The 26037-nt window shown below is 67.5% G+C and carries 19 protein-coding genes; 12 read left to right on the forward strand and 7 right to left on the reverse strand.

Translation table 11 applies throughout. The features are described 5' to 3' along the window. The first annotated feature begins 99 nt into the window (after positions 1-99). The gene (locus ACIA8C_RS39610; RefSeq protein WP_397144017.1) at positions 100-522 is read left to right on the forward strand and encodes an organic hydroperoxide resistance protein; all 423 of its coding nucleotides are present in this window, start codon (positions 100-102) and stop codon (positions 520-522) included. 15 nt (positions 523-537) lie between these two features. Further along, a complete protein-coding gene (locus tag ACIA8C_RS39615; RefSeq protein WP_397144019.1) occupies positions 538-1521 on the forward strand; it encodes a zinc-binding dehydrogenase in 984 nt (327 codons plus the stop codon). A 4-nt stretch (positions 1522-1525) separates the two neighbouring features. Here the strand turns inward: ACIA8C_RS39615 and ACIA8C_RS39620 are convergent, their stop codons facing one another. The 3 genes from ACIA8C_RS39620 to ACIA8C_RS39630 form a co-directional block, all read right to left on the reverse strand. Next, the gene (locus tag ACIA8C_RS39620) at positions 1526-3079 is read right to left on the reverse strand and encodes a phytoene desaturase family protein (RefSeq protein ID WP_397144021.1); all 1554 of its coding nucleotides are present in this window, start codon (positions 3077-3079) and stop codon (positions 1526-1528) included. Positions 3080-3203: 124 nt separating this feature from the next. Then, on the reverse strand, positions 3204-3911 hold the full coding sequence (locus tag ACIA8C_RS39625) for a hypothetical protein (RefSeq protein WP_397144023.1): 708 nt from the start codon (positions 3909-3911) through the stop codon (positions 3204-3206). 110 nt (positions 3912-4021) lie between these two features. Next, positions 4022-4954 carry a PDR/VanB family oxidoreductase gene (locus tag ACIA8C_RS39630; RefSeq protein WP_397144025.1) on the reverse strand — a complete coding sequence of 311 codons (933 nt, stop codon included), beginning with the start codon at positions 4952-4954 and terminating at the stop codon, positions 4022-4024. A 147-nt stretch (positions 4955-5101) separates the two neighbouring features. On the opposite strand from ACIA8C_RS39630, the gene ACIA8C_RS39635 reads away from it, so the two are divergent. The 10 genes from ACIA8C_RS39635 to ACIA8C_RS39680 all read left to right on the forward strand — a co-directional run bounded on the left by ACIA8C_RS39635 (position 5102) and on the right by ACIA8C_RS39680 (position 14986). After that, entirely contained in the window at positions 5102-6259 is a 1158-nt protein-coding gene (locus ACIA8C_RS39635) for an acyl-CoA dehydrogenase family protein (RefSeq protein ID WP_397144027.1), read from the forward strand. 44 nt (positions 6260-6303) lie between these two features. Further along, on the forward strand, positions 6304-6828 hold the full coding sequence (locus ACIA8C_RS39640; RefSeq protein WP_397144029.1) for a YiiD C-terminal domain-containing protein: 525 nt from the start codon (positions 6304-6306) through the stop codon (positions 6826-6828). Continuing rightward, positions 6825-7718 (forward strand): alpha/beta fold hydrolase, encoded by an 894-nt coding sequence (locus tag ACIA8C_RS39645; protein ID WP_397144031.1) that lies wholly within the window; start codon positions 6825-6827, stop codon positions 7716-7718. The genes ACIA8C_RS39640 and ACIA8C_RS39645 overlap by 4 nt, the downstream gene beginning before the upstream one ends. A gap of 9 nt (positions 7719-7727) precedes the next feature. Beyond that, complete coding sequence (locus ACIA8C_RS39650) at positions 7728-8861, forward strand: ABC transporter ATP-binding protein (RefSeq protein WP_397144033.1); 1134 nt, start codon at positions 7728-7730, stop codon at positions 8859-8861. Between the two features lie 47 nt (positions 8862-8908). Further along, positions 8909-10282 (forward strand): ABC transporter substrate-binding protein, encoded by a 1374-nt coding sequence (locus ACIA8C_RS39655; protein WP_397144035.1) that lies wholly within the window; start codon positions 8909-8911, stop codon positions 10280-10282. Continuing rightward, entirely contained in the window at positions 10279-11139 is an 861-nt protein-coding gene (locus ACIA8C_RS39660) for a metallophosphoesterase family protein (protein ID WP_397144037.1), read from the forward strand. The genes ACIA8C_RS39655 and ACIA8C_RS39660 overlap by 4 nt, the downstream gene beginning before the upstream one ends. A gap of 4 nt (positions 11140-11143) precedes the next feature. After that, the gene (locus tag ACIA8C_RS39665; protein ID WP_397144039.1) at positions 11144-12106 is read left to right on the forward strand and encodes a carbohydrate ABC transporter permease; all 963 of its coding nucleotides are present in this window, start codon (positions 11144-11146) and stop codon (positions 12104-12106) included. Then, a complete protein-coding gene (locus ACIA8C_RS39670) occupies positions 12096-12908 on the forward strand; it encodes a carbohydrate ABC transporter permease (RefSeq protein ID WP_397144041.1) in 813 nt (270 codons plus the stop codon). Before ACIA8C_RS39665 ends, ACIA8C_RS39670 begins: the two co-directional genes overlap by 11 nt. A gap of 216 nt (positions 12909-13124) precedes the next feature. Next, positions 13125-14297, forward strand: coding sequence for a lipase family protein (locus tag ACIA8C_RS39675; protein WP_397144043.1), 1173 nt, complete (start codon positions 13125-13127; stop codon positions 14295-14297). After that, on the forward strand, positions 14294-14986 hold the full coding sequence (locus tag ACIA8C_RS39680) for a DUF998 domain-containing protein (RefSeq protein WP_397144045.1): 693 nt from the start codon (positions 14294-14296) through the stop codon (positions 14984-14986). Before ACIA8C_RS39675 ends, ACIA8C_RS39680 begins: the two co-directional genes overlap by 4 nt. A 17-nt stretch (positions 14987-15003) precedes the next feature. On the opposite strand, the gene ACIA8C_RS39685 is transcribed toward ACIA8C_RS39680, so the two are convergent. From ACIA8C_RS39685 to ACIA8C_RS39700, 4 genes are all read right to left on the reverse strand, one after another. Next, entirely contained in the window at positions 15004-16008 is a 1005-nt protein-coding gene (locus tag ACIA8C_RS39685; RefSeq protein ID WP_397144046.1) for an acyl-ACP desaturase, read from the reverse strand. Positions 16009-16108: 100 nt separating this feature from the next. Then, positions 16109-17713 carry a PfaD family polyunsaturated fatty acid/polyketide biosynthesis protein gene (locus ACIA8C_RS39690; protein WP_397144048.1) on the reverse strand — a complete coding sequence of 535 codons (1605 nt, stop codon included), beginning with the start codon at positions 17711-17713 and terminating at the stop codon, positions 16109-16111. Then, positions 17710-19671: a beta-hydroxydecanoyl-ACP dehydratase gene (locus ACIA8C_RS39695; protein ID WP_397144050.1), complete on the reverse strand. Its 1962-nt coding sequence runs from the start codon at positions 19669-19671 to the stop codon at positions 17710-17712. Before ACIA8C_RS39695 ends, ACIA8C_RS39690 begins: the two co-directional genes overlap by 4 nt. Continuing rightward, complete coding sequence (locus tag ACIA8C_RS39700; protein ID WP_397144052.1) at positions 19668-26012, reverse strand: SDR family NAD(P)-dependent oxidoreductase; 6345 nt, start codon at positions 26010-26012, stop codon at positions 19668-19670. The genes ACIA8C_RS39695 and ACIA8C_RS39700 overlap by 4 nt, the downstream gene beginning before the upstream one ends. Positions 26013-26037: the final 25 nt, after the last annotated feature.

The following is a 26037-nucleotide window of genomic DNA, read 5'->3' on the forward strand; positions in this document are numbered from 1 at the left end:
CCTCGAGCCTCGCCAGAGGCAAACAATCATCAGCTACACCCCACCGCTCTGGGCATCCAGGGCACCAACCCCAGACACCTACAAACTTAGGGAACAGTCATGAAGATCCTGTACACCGCGGAGGCATTGGCGACCGGCGACGGCCGCAACGGGCACGCACGCACCACCGACGGCAAGGTCGACGTCAACCTCGCCACCCCCAAGGAAATGGGCGGCAGCGGCGAGGGCACCAACCCCGAGCAGCTCTTCGCGGCGGGCTACTCCGCCTGCTTCCATTCGGCGCTGCGCCTGGTCGGCAAGCAGGACAAGGCGAATGTCGACGATTCCGCGGTCGGCGCCAAGGTCAGCATCGGCCCGAACGACGCTGGCGGCTTCGAACTCGCGGTCACCCTCGAGGTGTCGCTGCCCCACCTGTCCCGCGAGGACGCGCAAGCCCTCGCCGACAAGGCACACCAGGTGTGCCCGTACTCCAACGCCACCCGCGGCAACATCGACGTCACCGTCGTTGTCGCCGAAGACTGAACGAAGGAGCAGAGCATGCGTGCGGTAGTCATCGAAAATTTCGGCGAACCGAAGGACGTACTGAATACCGCGGAACGTCCGCAGCCCGAACCCGGCGAGGGTGAGGTGCGGATCGAACTGATCCTCGCCCCCATCCACAATCACGACCTCGCCATCGTGCGCGGCGTCTACGGCTACAAGCCGCCGCTGCCCGCGATCCCCGGCACCGAGGGCGTCGGCCGGGTCGACGCGCTCGGCCCCGGCGTTACCGGACTGACTGTCGGCCAACGGGTTACCGTCTCCGGCGCGCAGAACGTATGGGCCGACTATTTCGTCGCCAAGGCCGCCCAGGCGGTGCCGGTGCCGGACGCGGTGTCCGACGAGACCGCCGCCCAGTTGCTCGCGATGCCGCTCAGCGCGCTGATGCTGCTCGAAGACCTCGAGGTGGGCAGCGGCGACTGGATCGCGATCAACGCGGCCAACGGCGCGGTCGGCAGGCTGGTGAATGTGCTTGCGCGGCAACGCGGGGTCAACGTGCTCAATCTGGTGCGCGGCCCCAAATCGGTCGAGGCGCTGCGCGCGGCGGGCTTCGAGCCGGTCTTCGACACCGAGGTCGAGGGCTGGCGCGACGAGGCGGTGGCCGCCACGGCGGGTGCGCCGATCGTGCGCGCCGTCGACCAGGTCGGCGGACGCGCGGCCAGCGACGCGATGGCATTGCTGGCGCCCAAGGGCGAGCTGATCTCGTTCGGCGCGCTGTCCGGCCAGCCGATGTCGCTCAGCCCGAGCGATCTCATCTTCAAACAGACTGTGGTCAAGGGGTTCTGGGGTTCCAAGCGGATCGAGGAGACCTCGGCCGAGGATCGCAGGCGGCTGATCGGCGAACTGGTGTCCGCGGCGGCACAGGGTGTCTTGAAGCTCGACGTCGAAGCCACCTATCCCCTGGACGCCGCGGCCGACGCGGCCGTCGCCACCGAAAGCCCTGGCCGCAGCGCGAAGGTCGTACTGGCGCCGAAGGTCTGAAGCGCTACGGGCGCGGTTCGAGAACGGCCATGGCGGCATTGTGACCTGGAATGCCGCTGACACCGCCGCCTCGCACCGCGCCCGCGCCGCAGAGCAAGACATTGCGGTGCCCGGTCGAGACGCCCCACCGCGCGGCCGGATCGGTCTCGGAGTCGTCCGCTCGATAGGGAAAAGCCAAGTCGCGGTGGAAGATATGGCCGCCCGGTAAGCCCACTTCTTGCTCGAGGTCGAGCGGGGTCTTCGCTTCCAAGCACGCCGCACCGTCCTCGTCCATGGCAAGGCAATCCGCGATCGGCTCGGCCAGCACGGAATCCAGTTGGGCGATGGTCGCTTTCACAAGCTCCGCCTTGGCCGCGGGCGGATTCTTGGCGAAAAGCTTTGCCGGTGTATGCAAACCGAACAGCGTGAGGGTGTGCGCGCCCTGCGCGGCCAGTTCCGGCGACAGGATCGACGGATCGGTCAGCGTGTGGCAGTAGATCTCCGACGGCGGCGCGGACGGAATCCGGCCGATCGCCGCCTCGCCGTAAGCCCGGTCAAGCTGTGCGTACGATTCGCCGATGTGGAAGGTCCCGGCGAACGCTTCGCGTGGATCGACCGAGGTGTCGCGCAGCCGGGGCAGGCGTTTCAACAACATGTTGATCTTCAGTTGCGCGCCTTCGGGTTTCGCCTCCGGCACTTCGCCGAGCAGCCGGGCCAGCTCGTGCGGCGCGGCATTCACCAGCACGTGGCGCGCGCTCACCACGCCGTCCTGGTAACTCACTTCGGCTGCGCGACCGTCGGTTTCGATCGCGGTCACCGCGCAGTCGGTGACGATCTCCGCGCCAGCTGCGCGCGCCGCCGAGGCGAGCGCATCGGTGAGCGCACCCATGCCGCCCACCGGCACATCCCAGTCCCCCGTGCCGCCGCCGACCACGTGATACAAAAAGCACCGATTCTGCCGCAGCGTCGAATCGTGCGCGTGCGTGAAGGTTCCGATCAACGCGTCGGTCAGCACGACGCCGCGCACCCTGTCGTCGGCGAACTCCGACTCGATGATCTCCCCAAGCGGCCGCTCGAACAGCGCCTCCCACGCGACCTCGTCGTCGACGATGCTCCGCAACTCCGCCCGCGACGGCAGCGGCCGCGTCAACGTCGGAAACACACGCTCGGCCAACCGCCCGGTCATCGCGTAGAACCGTTGCCACGCAACGAAATCCCGATCGGATCCGGTCAGCCGAACGAAACTTGCCCGCGTGCGCTCGTCTGATCCGGTATCCACCAGCAGCCCGCCCGCACCCACCGGCGTATACGACGAGATCCGGCGCCGCCGCGTCGCGAACGACAACCCCAGCTCATCGACGATCTGCCTAGGCAGCAAACTCACCAGGTACGAGTACCGCGACAACCGCGCGTCCACCCCGGCGAACACCCGCGCCGAGACCGCCGCCCCACCGGTGCCGGACTGCCGTTCCATCACCACCACCGACCGCCCGGCCCGCGCCAGATACGCGGCGGCCACCAATCCGTTGTGACCACCACCAACAACCACCACGTCATACGACGACCGCGTCGGCTTCATCTGTCCTCGATAGCACGGATGCCCGCCGATCGTCACCCCAACACAGTGAAGACCCCGCCCGGTCGGATGGACCGGGCGGGGTCGGGTGTCCCCCAGCGAACGCGGCTGGGTTCTTCTCCACTACCTACTTGGCCGGGGGTGCCGGGGGCATCGGCGGCTGGGCGATGGTTGCGAAGTACTGGATCGCCGCACCGATGGCGACCGGGGCGGTCACCAGAATCTGGCCCGCGACGGTGCCGAGGGCGCCGACCGCGATGATGCCGCCGAGGCAGCCGACGGCCGCGGCCGGGATGAACGGACCGAACATGCCGATGATGGTGGCGGCCGCAGCGGTGGCACCGAGGATGCCACCCAGCACGCAACCAACAGCCGCGCCACCGAGACCACCGACCAGGGTGCCGATGGTGGCCCCCATCGAGATGGTGCTGGTCATCCGGCTCCAGGCCGCCTGCTCACGGTCGTAATCCGTCTTCCACGGCGCCTTGTCCTCGAACGGCAACGCGACCGGCTTGTAGGTCGCCTTGTCCATCTCGAGCTGCGGGGTGAGCGTCGCGGTGTGATCCGCGATGTCGGCCGCGATCGGGAACTCGAACTCGTCGACCCGGAACTTCAGCGGCGTACCCGTGAGCGTCGTGCCGTTGGCGGCCTTGATCTTGAAGACACCATCCTCGACGACCATCGAGCCGCCGTCGGTCTTGACGACGGTCTGGGTCGCGGACGCGTCGGCGGTGAAATCGATCGCGTCGTCAGTGCCGGGCTGCGCGGCGGCCGTGCCGGCGGCGATGCCGACTGCGGCGGCCACTCCCGCGGCCACCGCAACGATTTTTCTCATCTATACCTTCTTCCTGTGGAGATTCGGCACGCCGAGCGTGCCGCGTGCCGGTCGCGGATCGCGCCGACAAGTCAATGCCCGGCGGCCAGCGGCGCACCGTGCGGACCGAGTCAAAGATCCAGCACGAGCACATCCGATCCGGCACGCGAAACGCACAACATCATGGTGTCGCCCCGCGCCTGCTCGTCGGCCGTGAGCAGCGAATCGCGGTGGTCGATATCGCCTGCGAGAACGGCTGTTTCGCAGGTGCCGCACGTGCCTTCGCGGCAGGAGGTAACGACCCCGACGCCGGCCCGCTCCAGCACGTCGGCGATGGACTGGTGCACGCCCACCCGGAAAGTCCTACCGCTGTTTGCCAACCGGACGTCGAATGCCTTGTTCGGTGCGAATTCCATTGTCCGGGGCACGAATCGCTCCAGATGTACGGGCAGTCCCCGTCGCGCTCCCTCCGCCGCTGCGGCGTCGAGCAACGGCTCCGGCCCGCAGCAGTACACCGCGGCATCGCTGTGCTCGGCCAGGATGTCGGCGAGCGGCAGCAGACCATATTCGTCTTGCGGCAACAACTTTGCGGCTGGGTACCTGTTCGCCAGATCGTCGGCGAACGCCATGTGCGCGCGAGTACGGCCGCCGTAATACAGGGACCAACTCGCGCCGACCGCGTCGGCGGCGGCCAGCATCGGCAGTATCGGCGTGATCCCGATGCCGCCCGCCAGGAAAACATACCGATCGCAATCAACCAGCTCGAAATTGTTGCGCGGCATCGACACTCGCAGCACAGTACCGGGAAGAGCGGTAGTGTGCAGATGATGCGAACCGCCACGGCCGGTGGGCTCGTGTAAGACCGCGATGCGCCAGTGGCTCGACTGCGCCGAATCACCGCACAGCGAATACTGACGGACACCCGCGGCACCCACCGCGACATCGATGTGCGCGCCCGGTGTCCAACTCGGCAACTCCCCGCCCGCCTCGGCGGAGAGCTCGAGCGAGAACACCCCCTCGGCCTCCTCGCGGCGAGCCGACACCCGTACCGGAAACTCAGTCATCTCGGCCTTCTTTCTCGGGTTGCCCGGTCGTGCTCACGGTCTCGGACCTCCCCCGGCACCGCACCAAGGAACAGCGCAGACGATTCGGTCGATCGACGTTGACTATCGCCCCCACTCGGACGGCACCGCGGCCCCGAAACTGGCGCCATGACGACTGTGGGGCAATTGGTGGACAAAACCACCCAGTTCATTCGTGACCAGGTCGTTCCGGTGGAACGCGAGGTCATCGTCGACGGCCGGGTGATGGACGACGCGCTGCGTCTCGACCTGCAGAAAAAGGCCAAGGAAGCGGGCGTGTTCGGCCCGCTGTCGGACCCGAAATACGGCGGACTCGGCCTCGACACCCGCGCCCAGGCCCAGGTGCTGGAGGCCGCCGGCGCCAGCCTGCTCGGCCCCATCGCGGTCAACGCGTGGGCACCCGACGACGGCAATATCCATCTGCTCGCCCACGTGGCCAACGCCGAGCAACAGGAGCGCTACCTCGCGCCGCTGGCCGCCGGCGAGGTGCGCTCGGCGATCGCCATGACCGAACCGGCCCCCGGCGCGGGCTCGGACCCCGGCATGCTGCAGACGGTGGCCGCGGAGACCGACGACGGCTGGATCATCAACGGCGCCAAGCATTTCACCACCGGCGCGCAAGGCGCGGCGTTCACCATCTGCGTGGCCCGCACCGGCGACGGACCGACGATGTTCCTGGTGGACCAGGACAACCCGGGTCTGCGGGTCGGCCGCCGGATGCCGACCCTCGACCACACCAGCGCCCCCGGCGGACACTGCGAGGTCACCTTCGCCGACTGCGTCGTTCCCGATTCCGCCGTGCTCGGCGAGGTCGGCCAGGGACTGGTGCTCGCCCAGGTGCGGCTCGCCCCGTCCCGGCTGGTGTTCTGCATGAACTGGCTCGGGCTCGCGGTGCGCGCGCACCGGCTCGCCATCGAACACATCAGCACCCGAACCTCTTTCGGCGTGCCGATCGCCGAGCACGGCCTGGCCCAGGGCATGGTCGCGGACAACGAGATCGACATCGCCGCCGCCCGAGGCGTCATCCGCACCGCGGCGGAGACCATCGACACGCAGGGTCCGACGTCGTCTCAGGCGCGGCACGACGCGTCGATCGCGAAAACCTTCGTCTCCGAGGCGGTCTGGCGGGTGCTCGACCGCGCGGTCCAGCTGCACGGCGGGCTCGGCGTCTGCGAGGACTACCTGGTCGCGCGGTTCTTGGTGGAGGCGAGGGCTTTTCGGATCTACGAGGGACCGTCCGAGGTCTTGCGCTGGTCCATCGCGCGGCGCGCGCTGCGTAATCGCTGACCTCCGCAACCGCTGACATCCGCAATCGCTGAAGGGAGTACCGCATGACCACGCGAGAGATCGCCGGCTTCGCCGCCGCCTACCCCGAACTCGACGGTGCCGCCGTCGACTACGAATACCTGCGGGCCGTCTCGCAGGACATGGTGCCGTTCGGCCGCCACGTCGGCACCCTGATCACCGAGATCAGCCCGGAGCGGGCCGTTGTCGAGATCCCCACCATCGACGGCGTGCGCAACCACATGGGCACCGTGCACGCGGGCGCACTGTTCACCGCCGCCGATATCGGTGGCGCCGCGGCGTTCGTCGGCGCGGCCGCCCCGCGCCTGTCCACCATCGAGCGCCTGGTGCTGCGGGCGGGCACGGCGTCCTACCGTAAGCCCGCGGTCGGCCGGATCCGCGCGATCGCCACCGTGGACCGGCGTGAGCTCACCGACGTGCTGACCACCGCCGTGTCGAACCGTTTCGAGTTGTCCGGCAAGGCTTCCCTGGTCGATGACGGCGACGTGGTTGTCGCCAAGTTCACCTTCGACTACGTCTGCGATGTGGCGATCCCGGAGTCGGCGCGGTGACCACCGCGGCACCCAAGAAGGGCGCGGAATTCGCGAGCCTCGAATCGACCAACGTCACGACCTCCGACGACGTCACCTTCACCGTTCGCTTCCTGCCCGGTAAGAAGGCAGACGCGCCGGTAGTGCTGCTCCTGCCCGCCATGGCGATGAAGGCGAAGAACTACCTACTGCTCGCGAAAGAGCTGAACGCCCAGGGCCTTTCGGTCGCCACCTGCGACCTGCGGGCGCACGGCGAGGCCAAGCCCGAGCTCGGGCTGCACCGGAACTTCGGTTATCGGGAGATGCTCGAGATCGACATGCCCGCCATCGTCGCCGCGGTGCGGCAACGTTTTCCGGACGCGCCGATCCACCTGTTCGGGCACAGCCTCGGCGGGCAGGTGGCGCTGCTGTATGCCGCAGCCGAGCCGGACAGCGTCGCCGGAGTCACCGTCATCGGCACCGGCACGGTGTTCTGGTGGGCGTTCGGCCCGCGCCGCTGGTTCGAGGCGCTGAGCCAGATCCAGTGGATCGGCCTGGTGGCGCGCTGGAAGGGCCACTGGCCCGGTGGTGTGCTCATCCCGGCACCAATGCCGGGTGGCGTCATGCGTGACTGGGCGATGCACTCGCTGACCAGCTACTACCGCCCCAAAGGCAGTGCGCGGCAGTACAACACGCTGCTGCGCAGGATGACAGCGCCGGTGCTGGTCATCTCGCTGTCCGACGACGTGCTCGGCCCGAAGTCCAATGTCGACTTCCTGGTCTCCCGGATGCCGAAGGCGCGCGTCACCCAGTGGCACATCGACGAGAACTCGCCGGTCGAGCATCGCGATCACTTCACCTGGGTCAAGGATTCCCCGGCGATCGCGGCCCGCGTCGCGACCTGGATTGTCGCCGGCGAACTGCCCGGCTGAGGAGAACTGGTGGCAAGACTGCGAATTGACAAGGTGTCGAAGCAATTCGGCGCGACCTACGCGGTGCGTGAAGTGAGCCTGGACATCGCCGACGGCGAATTCCTCGTGCTACTCGGGCCGAGTGGGTGTGGCAAGTCCACGCTGCTGCGGATGATCGCGGGCCTGGAGGATCCGACCGACGGGCTGATCCTGTTGGACGACAACGACATCACGCACCGGGCGCCGCAGCAGCGCGACCTGGCGATGGTGTTCCAGAGCTACGCGCTCTACCCACATCTGACCGTGGCCAAGAACATCGGCTTCCCGCTGCGGGCCAGGCGGACGCCACGCACCAAGATCACCGAGCGGGTTGCCGAGGTAGCCGCGGCGCTCTGCCTCGATGAGCTGCTTCGCCGCAAGCCCGCCGCGCTGTCGGGCGGCCAGCGGCAGCGAGTCGCGTTGGCCCGCGCCATGGTTCGCGATCCCGGCGCCTTCCTGATGGACGAGCCGCTGTCGAACCTGGACGCCAAACTGCGCAGCGCGACCCGCGCGGAACTGATCGCACTACACCGCAGGCTGGGGGCGACGTTCCTCTACGTCACCCACGACCAGGTCGAGGCGATGACCATGGCCGACCGGATCGCGCTGCTCAACGAGGGGCAGGTGGAGCAGGTCGGCACCCCGACCGAGCTGTACGACCGGCCGCGGTCCACCTTCGTCGCCGGATTCCTCGGCGCTCCGCCGATGAACCTGTTTCCAGGTGTTGTCACCGAACGCGACGGCAGGCTGTTCCTGGTCGCCGACGGCATCGACGTCGAATTGGCCATCGCCGCCGACGATTTCGGCACCGCCGTCGACGTGATCGCGGGCATCCGCCCCGAACAGCTTCGCCTCGACGTGACCGCCGCGGACATTCGCGGCGAGGTGACCATGGTGGAAAACCTGGGCAGCGAGGAGCTCATCCACTTCACCACCGGCGACGACACGCTCTGCGCCCGCGCACCGCGCCCCGCCGGTGTGCACGCCGACGACAGCATCGGGCTGCGCGTCGATCCCGCCCACATCCACCTTTTCGACCCCGAATCCGGTCTGCGCATGACATGGCAGGACGCACAGCCGGATTCGCTACGCGACAGCGCCGAAAAGGTCGTTGCCGTCGCCTGACTCGTGACAACGCCGTCCGACATCACCCGAACAATGAGGAGAACACCGTGAACCGCACCGCGCCCATCTTGGGCATGGTGTTCGCAACCACCGTCGCGCTCAGCGCTTGCGGCGGACTCGGGAGCACCAGCACAGACTCGAACTCGAGCACCGCGCAGATCCCGGACTTGACGCCGGATCAGCACGTGGCCATCGTGTTCGAGTCCTACAACTACGGACTCGCCGGAGCGTGGACCGACACCTTCAACACGCTCATCGGCGACTTCCGTAAGAAGTTCCCGAACATCACGGTGACCGCGCAGAAGCCGCAGGGCAACAGCCCGAACCCGGCCACGGACACCATCTCCAGCATCCAGAATCAGACGGTCGCGGGGACCCCGCCGGACGTCGCCCAGCTCGGCTTCAGCGACCTGGACTACACCGTCCATCAGTTGGGCGCCAAGCCGCTGGACACGCTGGTCTCCAAGCAGGAAGTGCAGCGCAACTTCGACGGCGCCGAGCACCCCTACGCGCCGAAGGCCCGCACCCTGGCCGATTGGGACGGCCACACCTACGGCGTGCCGTTCGTCTTCTCCACGCCGGTGCTGTATTTCAACGCGTCGCTGTTCACCGAGGCCGGGCTCGATCCGGCCAAGCCGCCGACCACCTGGCAGCAGGTCGCGGCGGCGTCCACCGCGATCACCAGCAAGACCGGTAAGGGCGGCATCTACGTCGACTGCCTGACCAAGACCGCCAAGGACTGGTGCTTCCAGTCGCTGGTCCGGTCCAATGGCGGCCGGGTCATCTCCGACGACCGCAAGTCACTGACCTTCGCCGACGCGCCAGTGGTCGAGGTAGCGCGGCAGCAACAGCAACTCGTCGAGTCGGGCAGCATGCCCAAGCTCAACCAGAAGCAGGGCTACGAGGCGTTCGCCCGCGGCGATATCGGCATGATCCTGGAGACCAGCGCGATCCAGGGCACCTTCAGCACCGGCGCCAAGGACAAGTGGGACCTGCGCTCCGCGCCCATGCCCAGTTACTCGGGCAAGCCGACGGTGCCGACGAATTCCGGTGCGTCCCTGCATATTCTGTCGAACGACCCAGCCAAGCAGCGGGCATCCTGGGAACTGATCAAATTCCTCACTAGCGAGGAGGCCTACACCAAGATCTCGCAGGGCATCGGCTACCTGCCGCTGCGCACCGGGCTGATGGACGACCCTGCCGGACTGAAGGATTGGTCGGCTAATAACCCGCTGCTGCAGCCGAACGTCGCCCAGCTGGCGAACATGGAGCCGTGGATCTCCATGCCGGGCACCAATTACCTGCAGATCCGCGACGGCATGATGGACGCGGTCGAGGCGATCGTGTTCCAGGGCAAGGATCCGCAGGCCACCCTGGCCGAAGCACGCGCGCAGGGCGCCAAACTGCTGCCCGCCTCATGAACGGCGTGACGATCGTCCAGCTGACCGACACCCACATCCGGCCCGCAGGCGAGAAGGTGCACGGCAAGGTCGATACCTACGAGAATCTCACCCATGTGCTGCAACAGCTTCGGGCCTCGCAGCAGCGGATCGACGCGCTGGTGCTGTCGGGAGACCTGACCGACAACGGCTCGCCCGAGGCGTACCGGCGGTTGCGCGACGCGGTCGAGCCGGTGGCCGCCGAGCTCGGTGCGCAGACGGTGTATGTGATGGGAAATCACGACGAGCGCGCGGCGTTCGGCAGCGAGTTGCTCGGAAACGATGCCGCGGCCCTCGATCCCGATGTCACCCACGACAGTGTCACCGAGGTGGCCGGGTTGCGGGTCATGGCGCTGGACAGCTCCACCCCGGGCCGTCACGACGGCAGGCTGGAACCAGAACAGCTCGACTGGCTGGCCGATGAGCTGCGTCGACCCGCACCGCACGGCACGCTGCTGGTGTTGCATCACCCGCCCATCCCGTCGCCGATCGCGACCACCGAGTACCTGAAACTCGAACGGCCCGAGCTGCTCCAGGAGGTGCTCTCGGGATCCGATGTGCGACTGATCATCTGCGGGCACAACCACCTGACCGGTGCGGCCGCGCTCGGCGGCATCCCGGTCTGGATCGGACCGGCGATGTCGTATCGGATCGATCCGATCGCGCCGGTCGGCAGGCACCGTGGGCTGGTCGGATTCGGTTACAGCCGTATCGATCTGCTCGGATCGTCGCTGGTGGCCACCGCGATCGAGGCGACCCCCGCCGAAACCGTCTACGACAGAACGGAACAGGACGTGCTCGATCAGCTCGCCGCGTTGGCCGCGGCGGAGACCAGGTAGGTCGATGTTCGTCATCGAAACCCCGCGCGCTGCCGAGGAAGTCGCCGAGCCGGTCACTTCCCCCGTGCCGCCGCCGCACCGCCTCGCCCGGTTCCGCCGGGCGGGGCGGTTCGTGGTGCCGTACCTGTATCTGGCGCCCGCGCTGTTGCTGCTCGTGGTGTGGACCTACCGGCCGTTGGTGCAGGCGTTCGAGCTGTCCACCTACTCCTGGAATCTCTTGCCGACCGCACCGATGAAGCCCGTCGGCACCGGCAATTACGAAAGGCTGATGGAACTTCCGGCATTCTGGAATTCGATCGGCCGCACGGGTGCCTTGATCGTCGGCATGTTGCCGTTCACCGTGCTACTTCCGGTACTCATCGCGTTGGCGAGCAAGCGGGTGCACGGCCGGGCCAGGACGATCTACCAGGCGTTCATCTTCGTGCCGTTCCTGGTCGCTCCCGTTGCGGCAGCCGCGGTTTGGCGCTGGCTGCTGCATCCGGGTAGCGGGTTCGCCGACCAGCTGATCGGCTCGAACCGTAACTGGGTGTACGACGTGAGCACCGCGCACCTCGTGATCATCGCGATCACCGGCTGGCAGCTGCTCGGATTCTCGGTGCTGGTGGTGTGGGCCGGATTGGCTGGTATCAGTGGGGATTACCACGAGGCGGCCCAGGTGGACGGCGCGAGCCCCGGGCAGATCCGGCGCTGGATCACCTTGCCGCTGCTGTCACCCACGGTGATGTTTCTGGTGCTCACCACCGTATTGCTCAGTCCCATACTGACTTTCCCGCTCATCGACTCGATGACGCAGGGCGGTCCCGCACAGGCCACCACGAATATCTATTACCTGCTATGGGACTACGCCTTCCACAGCTTCGACGCCGGACTCAGCGCGGCCGCCGGAGTGCTGTTGTTCGCCGGATTCGGTGTGATCGCCGGGATTCTGGTGTGGATATCGGAAAAGGTGGCCTTCCATGATGATTGATCGTCTACGCACCGCAGGCAGCCACGTGCTGCTGGCGGTGACCGCCGTGGTGTGTATTTTCCCGATCTACTGGCTGTTCGCGACCTCGCTGCGCAGGCCGCAAGACGTCACCTCGCTGTCGCCGATCCCCTGGCCGATCTCGTTCGCCAACTACACCGAGGCGGCCGCGAAGGTCGACGTGCTCGGCCTGATCGGCAACACATTCTTCATCGCGGCGCTGTCCGCGGTAGGACAGTTGCTCGTCGCGTTGCTGGCGTCCTACGCGTTCGCGATGTACACGTTCCCGTTCCAGAAGATCCTGTATCTGGCGTTCGTCGGCACCTGGCTGGTGCCGTTCCAAGTGACCATGCTGCCGAACTATGTGCTGCTCACCCAGCTCGGGCTCGTCAACTCGCTGATCGGGGTCGTGCTGCCGACACTGTGCTCGGCACTCGCGGTGCTGATGTTGCGTCAGCACATGGCGAGCTTCCCCAAGGAGCTCGTGGCCGCCGCCAAGATCGACGGACGCTCGTCCTGGTCCATCCTGTGGACCGTGGTGGTGCCCAATCTGCGTCCCGCGCTGGCCGCGCTAGGCATCCTGCTGTTCATCAATGCCTGGAACGAATATTTCTGGCCCGCGGTGGTGCTTCGCCAATCCAACAGCGTGCTCCAACTCGGGCTGCGCAGTTTCATGGGCACCGAGGGTGATCAGTGGGGACCGATGATGGCGCTGGCGAGCCTCGCCTGTCTTCCGGTCCTGGTGATGTACCTGTTATTGCAACGCCACATCGTGAACGCTTTCGTAAGGTCGGGACTTAAGTAGTTTCAGGTGCTCGGTTACGAATCGGTACGCAAACTGAGATTCCGATCACTCGGCAGTGCGGAGACCGCGATCACCCGACATCCTGATCTTGCTGGGAACGTCACGGCCTGCGATCGACCGGGCGCCATGGAGCGCCGAGCGATTCGTTGACGCAGGGATCGGGACAACGCGGGGAACGCAAACGGTGCGCAGCAGAGTCGAAGGAGCAAATGGATCGTGCGTCCGAAGAGGGCACTGACGTGGGTTTCCCTGGCCGCCGCCGCGGTGCTGGTCGCCGCTAGTTGCGGGTCTTCCTCGGACACCGCCGCCGAGACGCCGCAAAAGCCGGGCACGCTTGTTTCGCAGCGGCCGCTGACCAATGGCGGTCCCAAGATCGCGGCGGCCGCCGGTTCGGCGACGTACATCCGGTACATCTCTACCGCTCCGAACAAATCGCCCATCGAGGTGTCGGGTGCGGTGTACCTGCCGAAAGGCGCCGCGCCAGACGGGGGCTGGCCATTGGTCGCCTACGGGCACGGCACCTCCGGGGTAGCCAGCGACTGCGCGCCGACGAATTCGCCCGAGCTGTTCGGCAACGACGTCACGGTCGCCAATCTGCTCGACGCGCACAAAGCCGTGGTGATGACCAACTATCAGGGTCTCGACGGCCCCGGGTCGGCACCGTATCTGGAAGCCGAGTCCTCAGGTTACGACGTGCTCGACTCCGTTCGGGCGGCGCAGCAACTCGGGCTGCCGGTGACCAAAGAGGTTGTCCTCGTCGGGTTGTCCCAGGGCGGACGGGCCACGGAATCCGCGGCCGAGACGGCCAAGACCTACGCGCCCGAGCTGAAAATCCTCGGCAATGTGCTGCTCTCGCCCGCGCTGCGCAGCGAACTCGCGAAAGCCGCGGCAACGAACACGCTGACCGTCGGCCAGTACCTGCTGCTGCCCTACCTGGTGGCCGCCGTCCGATATGACCACCCGGACTACTCCTATGACAAGGTCCTGCACGGCGCGCTGCTCTCGGCGGCGCCCCGGCTCGAAGGACTCTGCACCGGGCAGACGACGCTGAAAGACCTCGCCGTCGGCCAGGCCGCCACGCCCGCCGCCGCGGCGTTCGTCGACGATGGTGCCCGGCAAGCACTGGACGACTACGAATCCGGCGGCAATCTGCCCAAGGTCGGCACCGACATCCCGACCTTCATCTCGCGCGGCGACAGCGACGACCTGGTCAACACCGCGTGGGGAAACCAGGCCGTCGCCGACATGTGCGGTCTCGGCATCGACCTCGTCGACCATGTGCTGCCCGGCGGCCACGAAGCCTGGCGTGCTCGCGGCGATCTGGTCACCGCGTGGATCAATGACCGGTTCGCCGGTGCCCCCGTCCCGCCGACCACCTGCCGCCGTTGACCGCCCGCCTGAAAACCGGTGCGGCGCTGCTGATCCTGACGATCAGCTACTACCTCGCCGAACTGATCGTCGGCAACCGCTGGTACGACGCGCACCCGTACAGCTGGTCCGGCAACATGATCAGCGACCTCGGCGTCCCCGAATGCTTCGGTGACATGGCGCAATACGGCGCATCGACGCCCCGCTACATCTGCTCGCCGTGGCACGCGTGGATGTCCGCCGAGTTCGTCCTGCTCGGGGTTCTCCTGCTTGCCGCAGCGCTGCTACTCACCCCGCTACTGCCGAAAACCGTTGCCGGACGGGCTGTTCCCTATCTCGCTTTGATCAACTGTGTCGGCATAGTCCTGGTCGGAATCTTTCCAGGCAGCGCAGGTGAGGTTCCCGGCGGCAACCACCTGCGCGCCGTCCTGCACCCGACCGGCGCCTACCTGGAACTCCTGTCCGGTCTGGCGATCATGATCATCATCGCCAGCCGCTACCGAACCCACCGCGCTTACACCGCGGCAACTCTCGCCCTGATCGGCATAACAATCATCGGCATGATCACCAGCCTCGCCCCGAACCACCTCGGCCTCGGCGCAGGCACCGCCGAACGCCTCGCCATCGATCCGTTCGTCGTCTGGCGAATCGTCACCGGCGTCGCCCTTCTCCTGGCCTTGCCCAGAATCCAGCGCCAGACCACCGGCTGATCAACGCAGCGTGCTGATCAACTCAGCGTCGTTGTCAACGCGGCCGAGTCGCGCTTGGTCGCCTGGCGAGCGGCGATGCGGTCGCGACGCTCCTCGAACTTGAGCATGTCGCGTTCATACTTCGCGAGGTAATCCCCGAGTTTTTCGCGGGTCTGCTCGCCGGCGGCGGTGAAGTCGGTGCGCTCGAAGATCTTCCAGATGCGCAAAACCGGCATCACCACGTCCTCGAGGTGCTGACGCATGTCGTAGATGCCGTGCTTGGCCATGAGTGCGCCGTATCGGCGGAAGTTGGGGTTTTCCGCGCCGGGCATCTGAAAGTTCATCAGGGTCAACGCGATCGCTTCGATGGCCTGGTCGGGCGCCAGATCGAGGGCGGCGCCGCACATGTTGCGGTAGAAGATCATGTGCAGGTTCTCGTCGGCGGCGATGCGCTGCAGCATCTTGTCGGCGATCGGGTCGTTGCAGACCCGCCCCGTGTTGCGGTGGCTGAGCCGGGTGGCGAGTTCCTGGAAGGTCACGTAGGCCACGCCGAGCAGGAATCCGGCGTCGGGGACCTCGCTGGGATCGATGGTGCCGTACTTGGCGACGGCCAGCGGATCGAAGCCGGTGGTCATCGCGATCATCCTGGCGTTTTCCAGTTCCACCGGGTCGACGCCGCGGGTAACGACCAGGTAGTCGCGCATCACGATGCCGTGCCGGTTCTCCTCGGCGGTCCAGCGGCCGACCCAGGTGCCCCACGCGCCGTCCTGGGAGAAGTTCTCCGCGATCACCCGGTGGTAGGAGGGCAGGTTGTCCTCGGTGAGCAGGTTCGTGATCATCGCCGCCTTGGCGACATCGGACAGCTGCGACTGGCTGGGGTCCCAGTCGACACCGCCCATCGCGGCGAAGTTACGGCCCTCGTCCCACGGCACATAGTCGTGCGGGTGCCAGGCCTTGGCCATCGACAAGTGTCGATTGACGTTCTCCGCCGCAATCGGCTCGAGCTCAGTGAGCAGCTCGAGCTGGGTCAGAAGTCTCCCCATTTGCGTTACCCCTCAGACGTTTTGGCTCACCTTGCGCCTGGGCCGAACACGACCGCCAGCGCGACAACCTCCGCGAGCCTACGGATCCGTAGGTGGCAATTCAACTGGCCGTTCTGCTGCCCCCAGAACTGGTGGCAGTGCTCTGCCGTGGCACGCTCTGCCGTGGAACGAAGGGGGCGCAGTCGGCGGGTAGCCGCGCGCCCGCGGTGCGCAGCTGGGCGATTCGGGTGAGGTACGCGGCACCGAGCATCACCTGATCGGCGATATCGGCGACGTGCCGGTTGCTGAGCGCGGCCAGGTAGGTCCCCGCGACCCAGCTGTTGAAGCCACCCATCGCGGGTCCGGTCCACACCTGGTAATCGGCGACACGATCCGCCTCGCCGCGAATGCTCCACCCCGACGACAGACCCAGGTACCACCGGAACACCAGGGCCATCTTGCGTTTCGGGTCCTCGGCCGCCCCGACCAACTGTGCGGGATCGCGTTCGGTGAAGTAGCTGACGCAGTCCTGCCACACGGTGTCCATGGGCCGCCGAAACAGCGTGGCTTCGAGGTCGCGACGGAGTTCGGCGGGGATGTCGTCGATTCCGGCGTAGGCGCGGTAGGTGTCGTAAAGCCGTTGCGCGCGGGCGGCGAACATGGTGCCCCGGCGCAGCACCTGCACCTGTACGCCGAGTTCGAACATGTCGGAGGACGGGGCCATCGTGCAGTCGGCGAAGTCCGCTTGGGCCAGTAGCTGTTTGGTGGTGTCGCACTGGGCGGCCTCACGCGTGGCCTGGTTGATCGATCCGGTCACCACATAGGCGGCACCCAGCGCGAACGCGGCGGCGGCGGCAGCGGGTGTGCCGATGCCACCAGCGGCACCGATCCGCACCGAGGCAGCGGCAGACAGGGGGGTCCGGTCGCGCGCGGCGATCAGTTCCGGCAGTAGCACCAGCAGCGGCCTGCGGTCGGTGTGGCCGCCGGAGTCCGCCTCGGCGGTGATGTCGTCGGCCATCGGCACCTGCTCCGCCAGTCGCGCTTGCTCGGCCGTCACGTCGCCCGACGCGACCAGCTGACGCAGCAGATTCGCCGGTGCCGGTCGCAGGAACGGCTCGGCGACCTCGACGCGGGAGACCTTCGCGATCAGCCGGTTCCGAACCTCGAGCTGCCCGCGCCGATCCACCCCTAGCCCGGCGACCCGGTACCGGACGACCTCGGCGGTGAGGCTCATGAATGCCGAAGCCTCCACGCAGCGCACCCGGTGCCGCAGACAGGAATCGACGATCGCCCGCTCCAGCGCAGGCTCGGACGGGCTGTGGATCAGGTTGCAGGCGAACGGCTTTCCCCGCAAAGTGGCGCTGAGTTCGGCCAGCGCCGCATCCACCGCCGCGGGCGTAACACCCGCGGCACCGTATGACGCGAGGTAGCCCGCCCTTGCCATCGCCGAAACCAGTGCCGGAGAGGCGATCCCGTTGGCCATCGCGCCTGCGGCGTAAGCGGCTCGCACGCCATGGGCAGCGTGAAATTGTCTGTCGCCGAGCGACTCCGGCGGCAACGGGGCGACCGCGGTGAGGACCTCCGATCGGGCGGCGATCCGCTCATCGGAGGTGGCGCCCGCCTCGCCGTCGTGGCGCACGATCCAGACCGGCTGCCGCACATCGGCCAACAGCGCGCTGATGTCGGCGGCTGACCGCGCGACGACGCTCATCCTGGACGTAGTCATCGACGGTCCTCTCGCTCGACGAGCTCGACCGCGAGGTCGATGAGTTCGTAAATACGCAGGCCGGGCTTCCACAGCGAACCGTCCACGATGACGGTGACGCCGTTCGGTCCGCGCCGGACCTCCTTGATGTGTGCTTCCAGCTCCACCGTGCCGTCGGTGGGCAGGAACTGGCCGCGATAGCGCCAGCTGAAGGGCAGGCCGGCGGGGATGCGGAAGACCGGATCGCGGAGTCGACCGGCGAATCCGGCGTCGAGCATCCACTCCTGGACCGCGTGGATCACCGATTCCACGCCCAGCGAACCCGGAATCACCGGGTCGAGGTGGAAGTGGCGGTCGAAGTACCAGTCCGACGGGTCGATCGGGCGCAGCGAATGCAGGTAGCCCGCTTGGTATTTCCCGCCGCCGTCGACCACGTCGATGTGGTCGATCAGAGCCAGGGTCCGACGAGCGCACAACTCAGCGTTCGGGTCGGCGCGCCGAGCGGCGACGTCGAGGGTCCTGGTGTTCGCGTCCGCGTGCTCGTCCAGCCAGGTCGGCGCGGGCCGCCCCGCGTCGAGGCCGGTCTGGTTGGCCAGTGCCTCGTCGCTGAAGTAGCCGAACATGGTCTCGCCGGAGTAGAACGGTGCACCGTCCACGCTCAGGGTGTAGTCGAAGGTCTGCAATGACGAACCCGGCAAGATCGTGGTCGACAACAGTCGCGACGATTGCTCGATCGTCTTGTCCCGCAGGTCGACCTGGCGCAGCACCGTCGCCGTGCCGCCGAGATTGCGCAGGCTGAGCGTGACGCCGGGCTGGGTGAGCGTCGGCCCGGCGTAGTAGCCCATCAGCAGCGCGGCCTGCAGCGAGGTTTCCATATACACGAAATGCGGCATGGACTCGTTGGCGGTGTCGCCGTAGTACCAGGAGTCGGCGGGCGAGTCGTACTCGGTGGTGTAGGCCGCGCCATCCAATCGGCCACGCGCGCCGTCGAATTCGATGACCCGGTCGACGAGCAGCAGTCCGCCGGTGGGCAGCCGGGTTGCCCGCACACCGGTGTATTCGGCGAATTCCGGCCCCATGGCGATGCTTTGATCGCCGCGGGCCAGGTGCGTCATGTGGAATTCGTTGAGCAGCAAGCCCGGTGCTGCCTCGCCTGGTCCCACGCCCGTGCCGGCAGGCTCGGTGACCGTGACGGTCACCCGCGACTCTCCCTGCACACCAGCGATACTCGCCGTCGCGGTGACATGCGGCCGAGGCACCAGGTCGAGGTCGGTGACAACGAGCTGCACGGTTCCGCCGGTGCCGCTCTGGATCGAGCCACTGACCGGCGCCGCGGCCAGCGTGCTCCCCGAGAGGCACAGTTGCATGCCGCAGAAGAGCGCGAACACCTCTGCGGCCTGCACCGCTGCCGCACGTGGGTCGCCGTCGAACCGTGCGACCACGCGTCCCCGTCCGATGCCCCCACGCAACTCGATCGTGGTGATCTCAGTGAGTACCAGCGGCCCGGACGCAGCGAGCCGTGCCACCGATGCGACGCCGGAGCGTTGATGCCCGGCGCCGAACACGCTGACGACGTCGCCCTCGGTGAGGCGAACCAGGGCAGCGTGGTCCAGGCTGCTGCGCCGGGTACGAGCCAACGGCTTGAACGCCGATTCGGCCGCGACAGGATCGACGCTTGGCACTTGGGCGCTCGTCGCCGTGCGTAACGTCCGCTGCCAGGCCGCCCGCTGTAACGCCACCTGAGCGGTCAGCGCCGAACGATGCGCGGCGACGACGCCAGCACGAATCTCACTGAGCAGCAAAGCATCTACTACAGGGCCGCGCTCGGTGACAGTGCCGCCGTTGCCGGAGCTCAGCGTCACGGTGTCCCGACCAGCTGTCGTCTCCGCATCCGTGTGCTCGGCCGATATCGCAGCAGGCACCACCGGGGATCCAACCACCGGATTGAACGGTATGCCGTCGAATTCGAGCACAGTCATGCCATCCACCGCCGCACCGAGGTCTGGAACTTCCCTGTCAGATCCGGTGTCGTCACCACGGTGACGTCCGAGAATCGTTGCAGCACTGTGCCGTCCGTCATGGTCGCGGTGGCGTCGATCCGGGCATCGACGCGTCCCGTTCGCGGGTTGTCCACGGTGAGCAGGAAGGTCTCGTCCGCGGGCAACGGACGGTAGTAGTCGGCCCGGCCCACCCCGAGGGGCAGGCACGCGCCGCCGAGCAGGCGGTAGCCGAGCACCGGTGGGCCCTGCAAGATCAGGTCGGCGAGGACCGGGTCGTGCAGGCGGCCCGCGTAGGCGCCGTTGGCCACTCGTGTTGCCGGAAGCGAGCATTCGAAGACGATGGCGTCATCGGAGGCGGCCCGCACCAAGCGCAGACCCTGCAGGGCAGGCGCGTGGAACTGGATGGCGTCACGGTAGATATCGGCGACACTGGCCGGTCCGCTCGAGATCAGCTTGCTCGGCGGTTCGTCCGGGCCGGTACCCAGCAGCAGCGTGGCCCGGAAGTGAAGGACGTTGCCGCTCCGGATGTTCGCTTCGACCAGTATGCGGCCCTCGGCAGACGCCCCAGGGACCAGTTCGAGTTCGAGCTCATCCACCGGACGGTCGAACACGATGCCCTTGAGCACCTGGAAGTCGCTGACACCAACCACGGTTCGGCCGGGCAGGCCGCGTTCGGCAAGGTTGATCATCGCGCCGAGACTGAAAGTGGCAGGCAGCACGACATGTTCGCCGATGCGATGGGCCTGGATGATCAACTCGTCGATGAGCCCGGTCGTGACCCGGCGCGCGCAGACCGCGCTCGACTCGACGCCGCTGTCACCGGACAGTCCGTTCGCGGGCCCGATGAGGACAACGGTGTCCGCGCGATGGTCCGTGGTGAACTGCTCGGTGAACGCCGCCGCGCCGACCTCAGGGTCGAGCAGCGCGATACCGCGGGCCAGGAAATGGCCACGGAGCGCGGGTGTCACCATGCCGCCGTCCCAGGCACCCCAGTCGATCGCGGTGACGTGGCAATCGGGATGATGCCGCCGCCAGCTGACCGCGAACCGGGACAGGGCCTCGTTCGCGGCCGCGTAGTCCGCCTGCCCCGCATTGCCGAACAGACCCGCCACCGAGGTGAACAGCACCAGGTGCCGCAGTTCGCCGAGCGCGGCAAGCACCGTGGCCAGTCCGGCGATCTTGGGCTCGAGGACGCGTCCGATGGATTCGGCCGTCTTGTCCGTGATCATCGAGTCGGCCAGTACTCCGGCCCCGTGTACGACACCGGTAATGCTGTCGCGCCACGGCCCGAGCGCGGTCCGCACCGCGGCCTCGTCGGTCGCGTCCACCGCGAGATACTCTGCCCGTGAACCCAATTCGACCAGCGTGGCACGAATCTCCCTGGCCGCGAGCACACCGGCACACGCGCGTTCGATCGCTCGTGGCTTGACTCCAGCACCCGCCAGCGCGCGTACCGCCGCGGGCTTGAGCTCCGCGTCGGAAACACCTGCCGCCCAGTCGGGTTCAGCAGTCAGCTCGGATCGACCGAGCAAGACGAACCGCGCCCCACTGCGCTGGGCCAGAGCTTTGACGCAGAGGGCCGTGACTCCTCGCGCGCCACCGGTAACCAGCAGCACATCCGCTGCCGTGAGCAGACTGGGCTGCTGCTCGGCGCCGGGCCGCACGATGGTGACCGAACCGGCAGGCGCGTACCCGCTCGGCACCAGCGTCCACCGCTCCCCCGCGGCGTCGATCCCGACCTCGAGGGTGTCCTGTGCCGCGTCGAACAGCTCGGCCGTCACGAGCTCGGCCAGCTGTTCCGGCGCGATGCCCGGGTCGATATCCAACGCCCGACAGAACAGCGAGGGCTGTTCGGCGGCAAGCGTTTTCACGGCCCCGCCGACGCCACCGAGCAGCGCGATCACCGGATCAGCGGTGCCCGCGAAGCCGAGCTGCCCGTCCAGTCGGGTGACGGTGACGAAACTTGCCCTGTCGTCCGCCTTCTGGAGCAGCGGCACCGCCTGACCGGCGGCGAGAATGGTCTCGCCGAGCCACCGCTGTGCCGAATCCCATTCTGCCGAACCGCTCCCCACGATCACGAGGCATACCTCGATCGAGTCGAGCTCCGACAGCTCGGCCGGGCCGCTCACGCGGTGAATCACCCACCCGAGCGCGCCGAGCGCGGATTCGAGTGCGGCACAGTCCGGTTCCGACTCTCCGGTTAGATCCAAGAGCGCAACCCCCGCGTCCGCGCGGTAGGGCGCGACGGCCCGGTCCAGCGCAGGCAGGGTGATCAGTTCGACGACGTGCCGCGGCGTTTCGGCCGCGGCCTCAGCTTTTGGGTGGACATCACCGCCCACCGACGTGGCGAGCTCGTCGACGATCTGATCCAGGGTGCGTAGCGTGCCCAACTGCTCCGGGCCGAGGCTCGGTAGGTCCGGAAACCGTTCCTGCAGTGCGCCGATGACCTGCACTCGCTTGATCGAGTCGACGCCGAGATCGGCTTCCAGATCCATGGACGGATCCACCATCTCCACCGGGTAACCGGTCTTCTCGGCCACGACCTCCTGCAAGGCGCGACGCAGGATGTCACCGGTGGGTGCGCCAGCTTCGGCCGGTTCGGAACCGCTCGCGGCAGTTCCGTTCGGAGCCGCATCCGCTCCGTTCAGGGCGGCTGAGGTTCCATTCGGCTCAACCGCACTTAGCAGTTCGGCGATCTGGTCGAGCGTGCGCAGCGTGCCGAGTTGCTCCGGACCGAGGTTCGGCAGGTGCGGGAAGCGTTCCTGCAGTGCACCGATCACCTGCACCCGCTTGATCGAGTCGACGCCGAGATCGGCCTCCAGATCCATCGAGGGATCCACCATCTCGACCGGGTAGCCGGTCTTCTCCGCCACGACCTCCTGGAGCGCCTGGCGCAGCGCGTCGGCCGAGACCTCGTCCTGCGCGTCAGCCACCGGCGAGTGCGATCCGTTGCCGTTGGTTTGCACTTCCGGAACAACCGATGCCGCAACAGTTTCCACGGGCGCTACCGGCTGCTCCACCACGGCCGCGGTCACCAGCGGCCGACGCTCCGGCGCCGATTCGATCGCAGGCTGCCGCGCCGACTCCACTCGACGAGCGACCGGAGCCGCAGAGCGCGCCGTCGGTGCGAATCCGCTTTCCAGCTCGGCCAATTGCGCGAGCACATCACTGGCCCGCGAGTGGCTCTCGCTGATCGCGACGCCGTGATCCTTGACGGCCTCGATCGCCCGCACCATCGCCTCGTCGAGCGACCCGCCACTGAGCACACCGGCCAGCCCGCGGGCCATATCCAGCTGTCCGTCGAGGAATTGGCGGTGCGTCTGCAGATGCTGCACGAGCGCGCTGTCCAGCGCGTCCGCTCCCGGGTCGTAGGACTGCGGGGGTTGATACACGGTGGTCTCCGTTGCTTCGGTGAAAGTTGGGGCCACGGCCGCTATTTCGGGCTGGCGATCGACCACGGTGTCGACAGGGGTAGGCACGGGGGTGGCCGGCGCTGCCAGGCTCACCTGGTATCCGTCTTCCAGCACGGCGGCATACGCCGCGCGACGACTCTCGGGCACGTATTCGGGTGCCGACATCGTCACCGTCATCGCGCGACTCGGCTTGTGCCGCACCGCGGACGGCGCCGCGTGCCGGTTAATCTCCCGCAAACCGAAGCCGAGCACGGCCAGCCGGACAGCGGCCCGCGCCAAGGCGAGATCGCTGTTGCCGATCGGCCCCGAATCGGTGGGAATGGCGACCACGTCGTCGCCTAGGGTGCGCCGCACCAGCGAGGTCAGCACCTGCTTGGGGCCGAACTCCACGAATACCGTGCAGCCTGCCTCGGCCATCGCGGTCAGTGCCGACGCGAATTCGACCGGCTTGCTGAGCTGTTCGGTGAGCAGTTCCCGATTGGCCGCGACGTCACTGCCGTAGTGCGCGTCCGGTGTGTTCGCGTAGACGGGGGCATCCGGCACCCCGATCGCCACCGTGGCGGTCGCTGTCGCGAACGCCGCCACCGCATGCGCGACGTACGGCGTGTGGAACGCGCCCGACACCGGCAGTGCCCGAGTCGCGACGCCACGCTCCGCGCTGCGCGCGACCACGGCGGCAACTCCCTCGGTGCCGCCGCCGATGACGACCTGGTCGGGCGCGTTGTGGTTGCAGATCCACACATCGTCGACGCCGTCGACCAGTTCCTCGGCCGTCTCCCGGGAAGCACCGAGCGACACCATCGTGCCCGCCGCAACGCCAGGCTCCGGCGTCATCGCCACGCCGCGCGCCCTGGCCAGTTCGAAGAACTCCGCGGTGCCGAGCGCACCCGAGGCCCACAGCGCGGTCAGTTCGCCGAAGCTGTGCCCGAGATACCCGTCGGCCCGGAATCCGTACCCGCTCAGCACCTGGAACTGTCCCGCCGACAGCGCGCCGATCGCGGGCTGCGCGAATTCGGTACGGCGTAAAGCGGTTTCCTGCTTCCGCGCGGTCTCCTCATCGAAGGCGGGTGGCGGGAAGACCACCGACGACACCCGCACCGGCGCACCGGTGAACGCGGCGTTGGCCGCGTCGAATGCCGCACCGACCGCCGGATTGTTCAGTGCCGCATCCAGTCCCATGTCGACGTACTGGCTGCCCTGTCCGGCGAACAGCGCGCCGACCTTCCGGTCCGGCAGTGCGGCGGCCCGGAAGTACACGCCCTCCGGGTGATCCCACGCGGCGGCGTCCGGCCTGCGTACCAGCTCATCGACGGCGAGAGCGCGCAGGTGTTCGGCGTTCTCGTCGTCCACCGACACGAATCCGATGCGCGCGTGGTCTTCTGGAATGTCGCCACCGTCGACCGGGCCGACACTGCGCACCGCGTCCACCAGACCGGCGACATCAGGCGCGTGCCAGAGATGTGCCCGCGCGGTCCGATGCAGGACCGGCTCGTCGCGCGACGCATCGGCCTCTTCCAAGACGACGTGAAAGTTGGTGCCGCCGAACCCGAATGCCGACGCCGCGGCCCGGCGCACCGGTCGCTGCGGATCGCGGATCCATGGGCGGGTGCGCGTATTCACGTAGTACGGCGCGTCATCCGGGGCAATCTCGGCATTGGGGGCCGACACATTGATGGTGCCGGGCAACACTTTCTGGTGCAGCGCGAACGCCAGTTTCATCAAACTCGCCGTACCCGCGGCACCCTTGGTGTGCCCGATCTGCGACTTGACGCTGCCGAGTGCCGCGAACCGCGGCTCCGAAGTCGCCTCGGACAGCAGCCCTTTCAGCGCGGTCAGCTCGGTCTTGTCGCCTACCGGCGTGCCGGTGGCGTGCGCCTCGATCAGCGCCACATCGGCGGGCGAGCACTCCGCGTCGGCGTAGGCCCGATCGAGCGCCACCCGCTGTCCGCCTGCCCGCGGCGCGTAGATGCTCTTGGCCCGTCCGTCACTGGACGAACCGAGTCCGCGGATCACCGCGTAGATCCGATTGCCGTCGCGCCGTGCGTCTTCCAACCTGCGCAGCGCGAGCATGGTGATGCCCTCACCCAGCAGCGTGCCGTTGGCGTCCGACGCGAACGGGCTGATCTGCCCGCTCGAGGACAGCGCGCCCACCTTGCTGAAGCACATATAGATGAAGATGGTGTTCTCGGTGTCGACGCCACCGGTGATCATCATGTCGGCCCGGCCGTCCTGCAGTTCGGCGATCGCCGTCCGTAATGCGGCGAGCGAGGCCGCGCAGGCCGCGTCGACGGTGCAGTTGATGCCGCCGAGACCGAGCCGGTTCGCGACCCGGCCCGCGGTGATGTTGGCCAGCAGGCCGGGGAACGAGTTCGCCTCCCACGGCGCGAACGCGGCAACGAACTTGTCCGCGATCGCGTCGGCGTCGTTATCGGACAGCCCGACCGAACGCGCCGCCTCCTTCAGCACCGGCGTCGACAGCCGTGCGGCCAGCGGGTGCATCAGCGGCACCGGCCCGGTGGTGCCGAGCACCACGCCGGTACGACCCGGGTCGTACCAGGTGGAATCCACCGCACCGGCGTCGATGAGCAGATCACGGGCGACCCCGAGGCTCAGCGTCTGCATGGTGCTGGTGACCTCGAGCTGGTTCGGTGGCAGCCCGAATTCGAGCGGGTCGAACTCGATATCGGGCAGGAAGGCGCCGCGCCGCGAGTACGTCTTGTCGGGGGCGTCCTGATCGGCGTCGAAGTAATCGTCGAGGCTCCATCGGGACGTTGGCACCTCGGTGGTGCAGTCCACGCCGTCGACGATGTTCTGCCAGTACTCACGATGGTTGTGCGCGTTGGGCAGCAGCCCGGACATCCCGATGATGGCGATCGGGTTGCGCGCCAGGCGTCTGTCGTCTGTCACGAAAGTTCCTCTCGAACCGGATGGA

It is taken from the genome of Nocardia sp. NPDC051321 (assembly GCF_044455225.1).
Lineage (GTDB): Bacteria > Actinomycetota > Actinomycetes > Mycobacteriales > Mycobacteriaceae > Nocardia.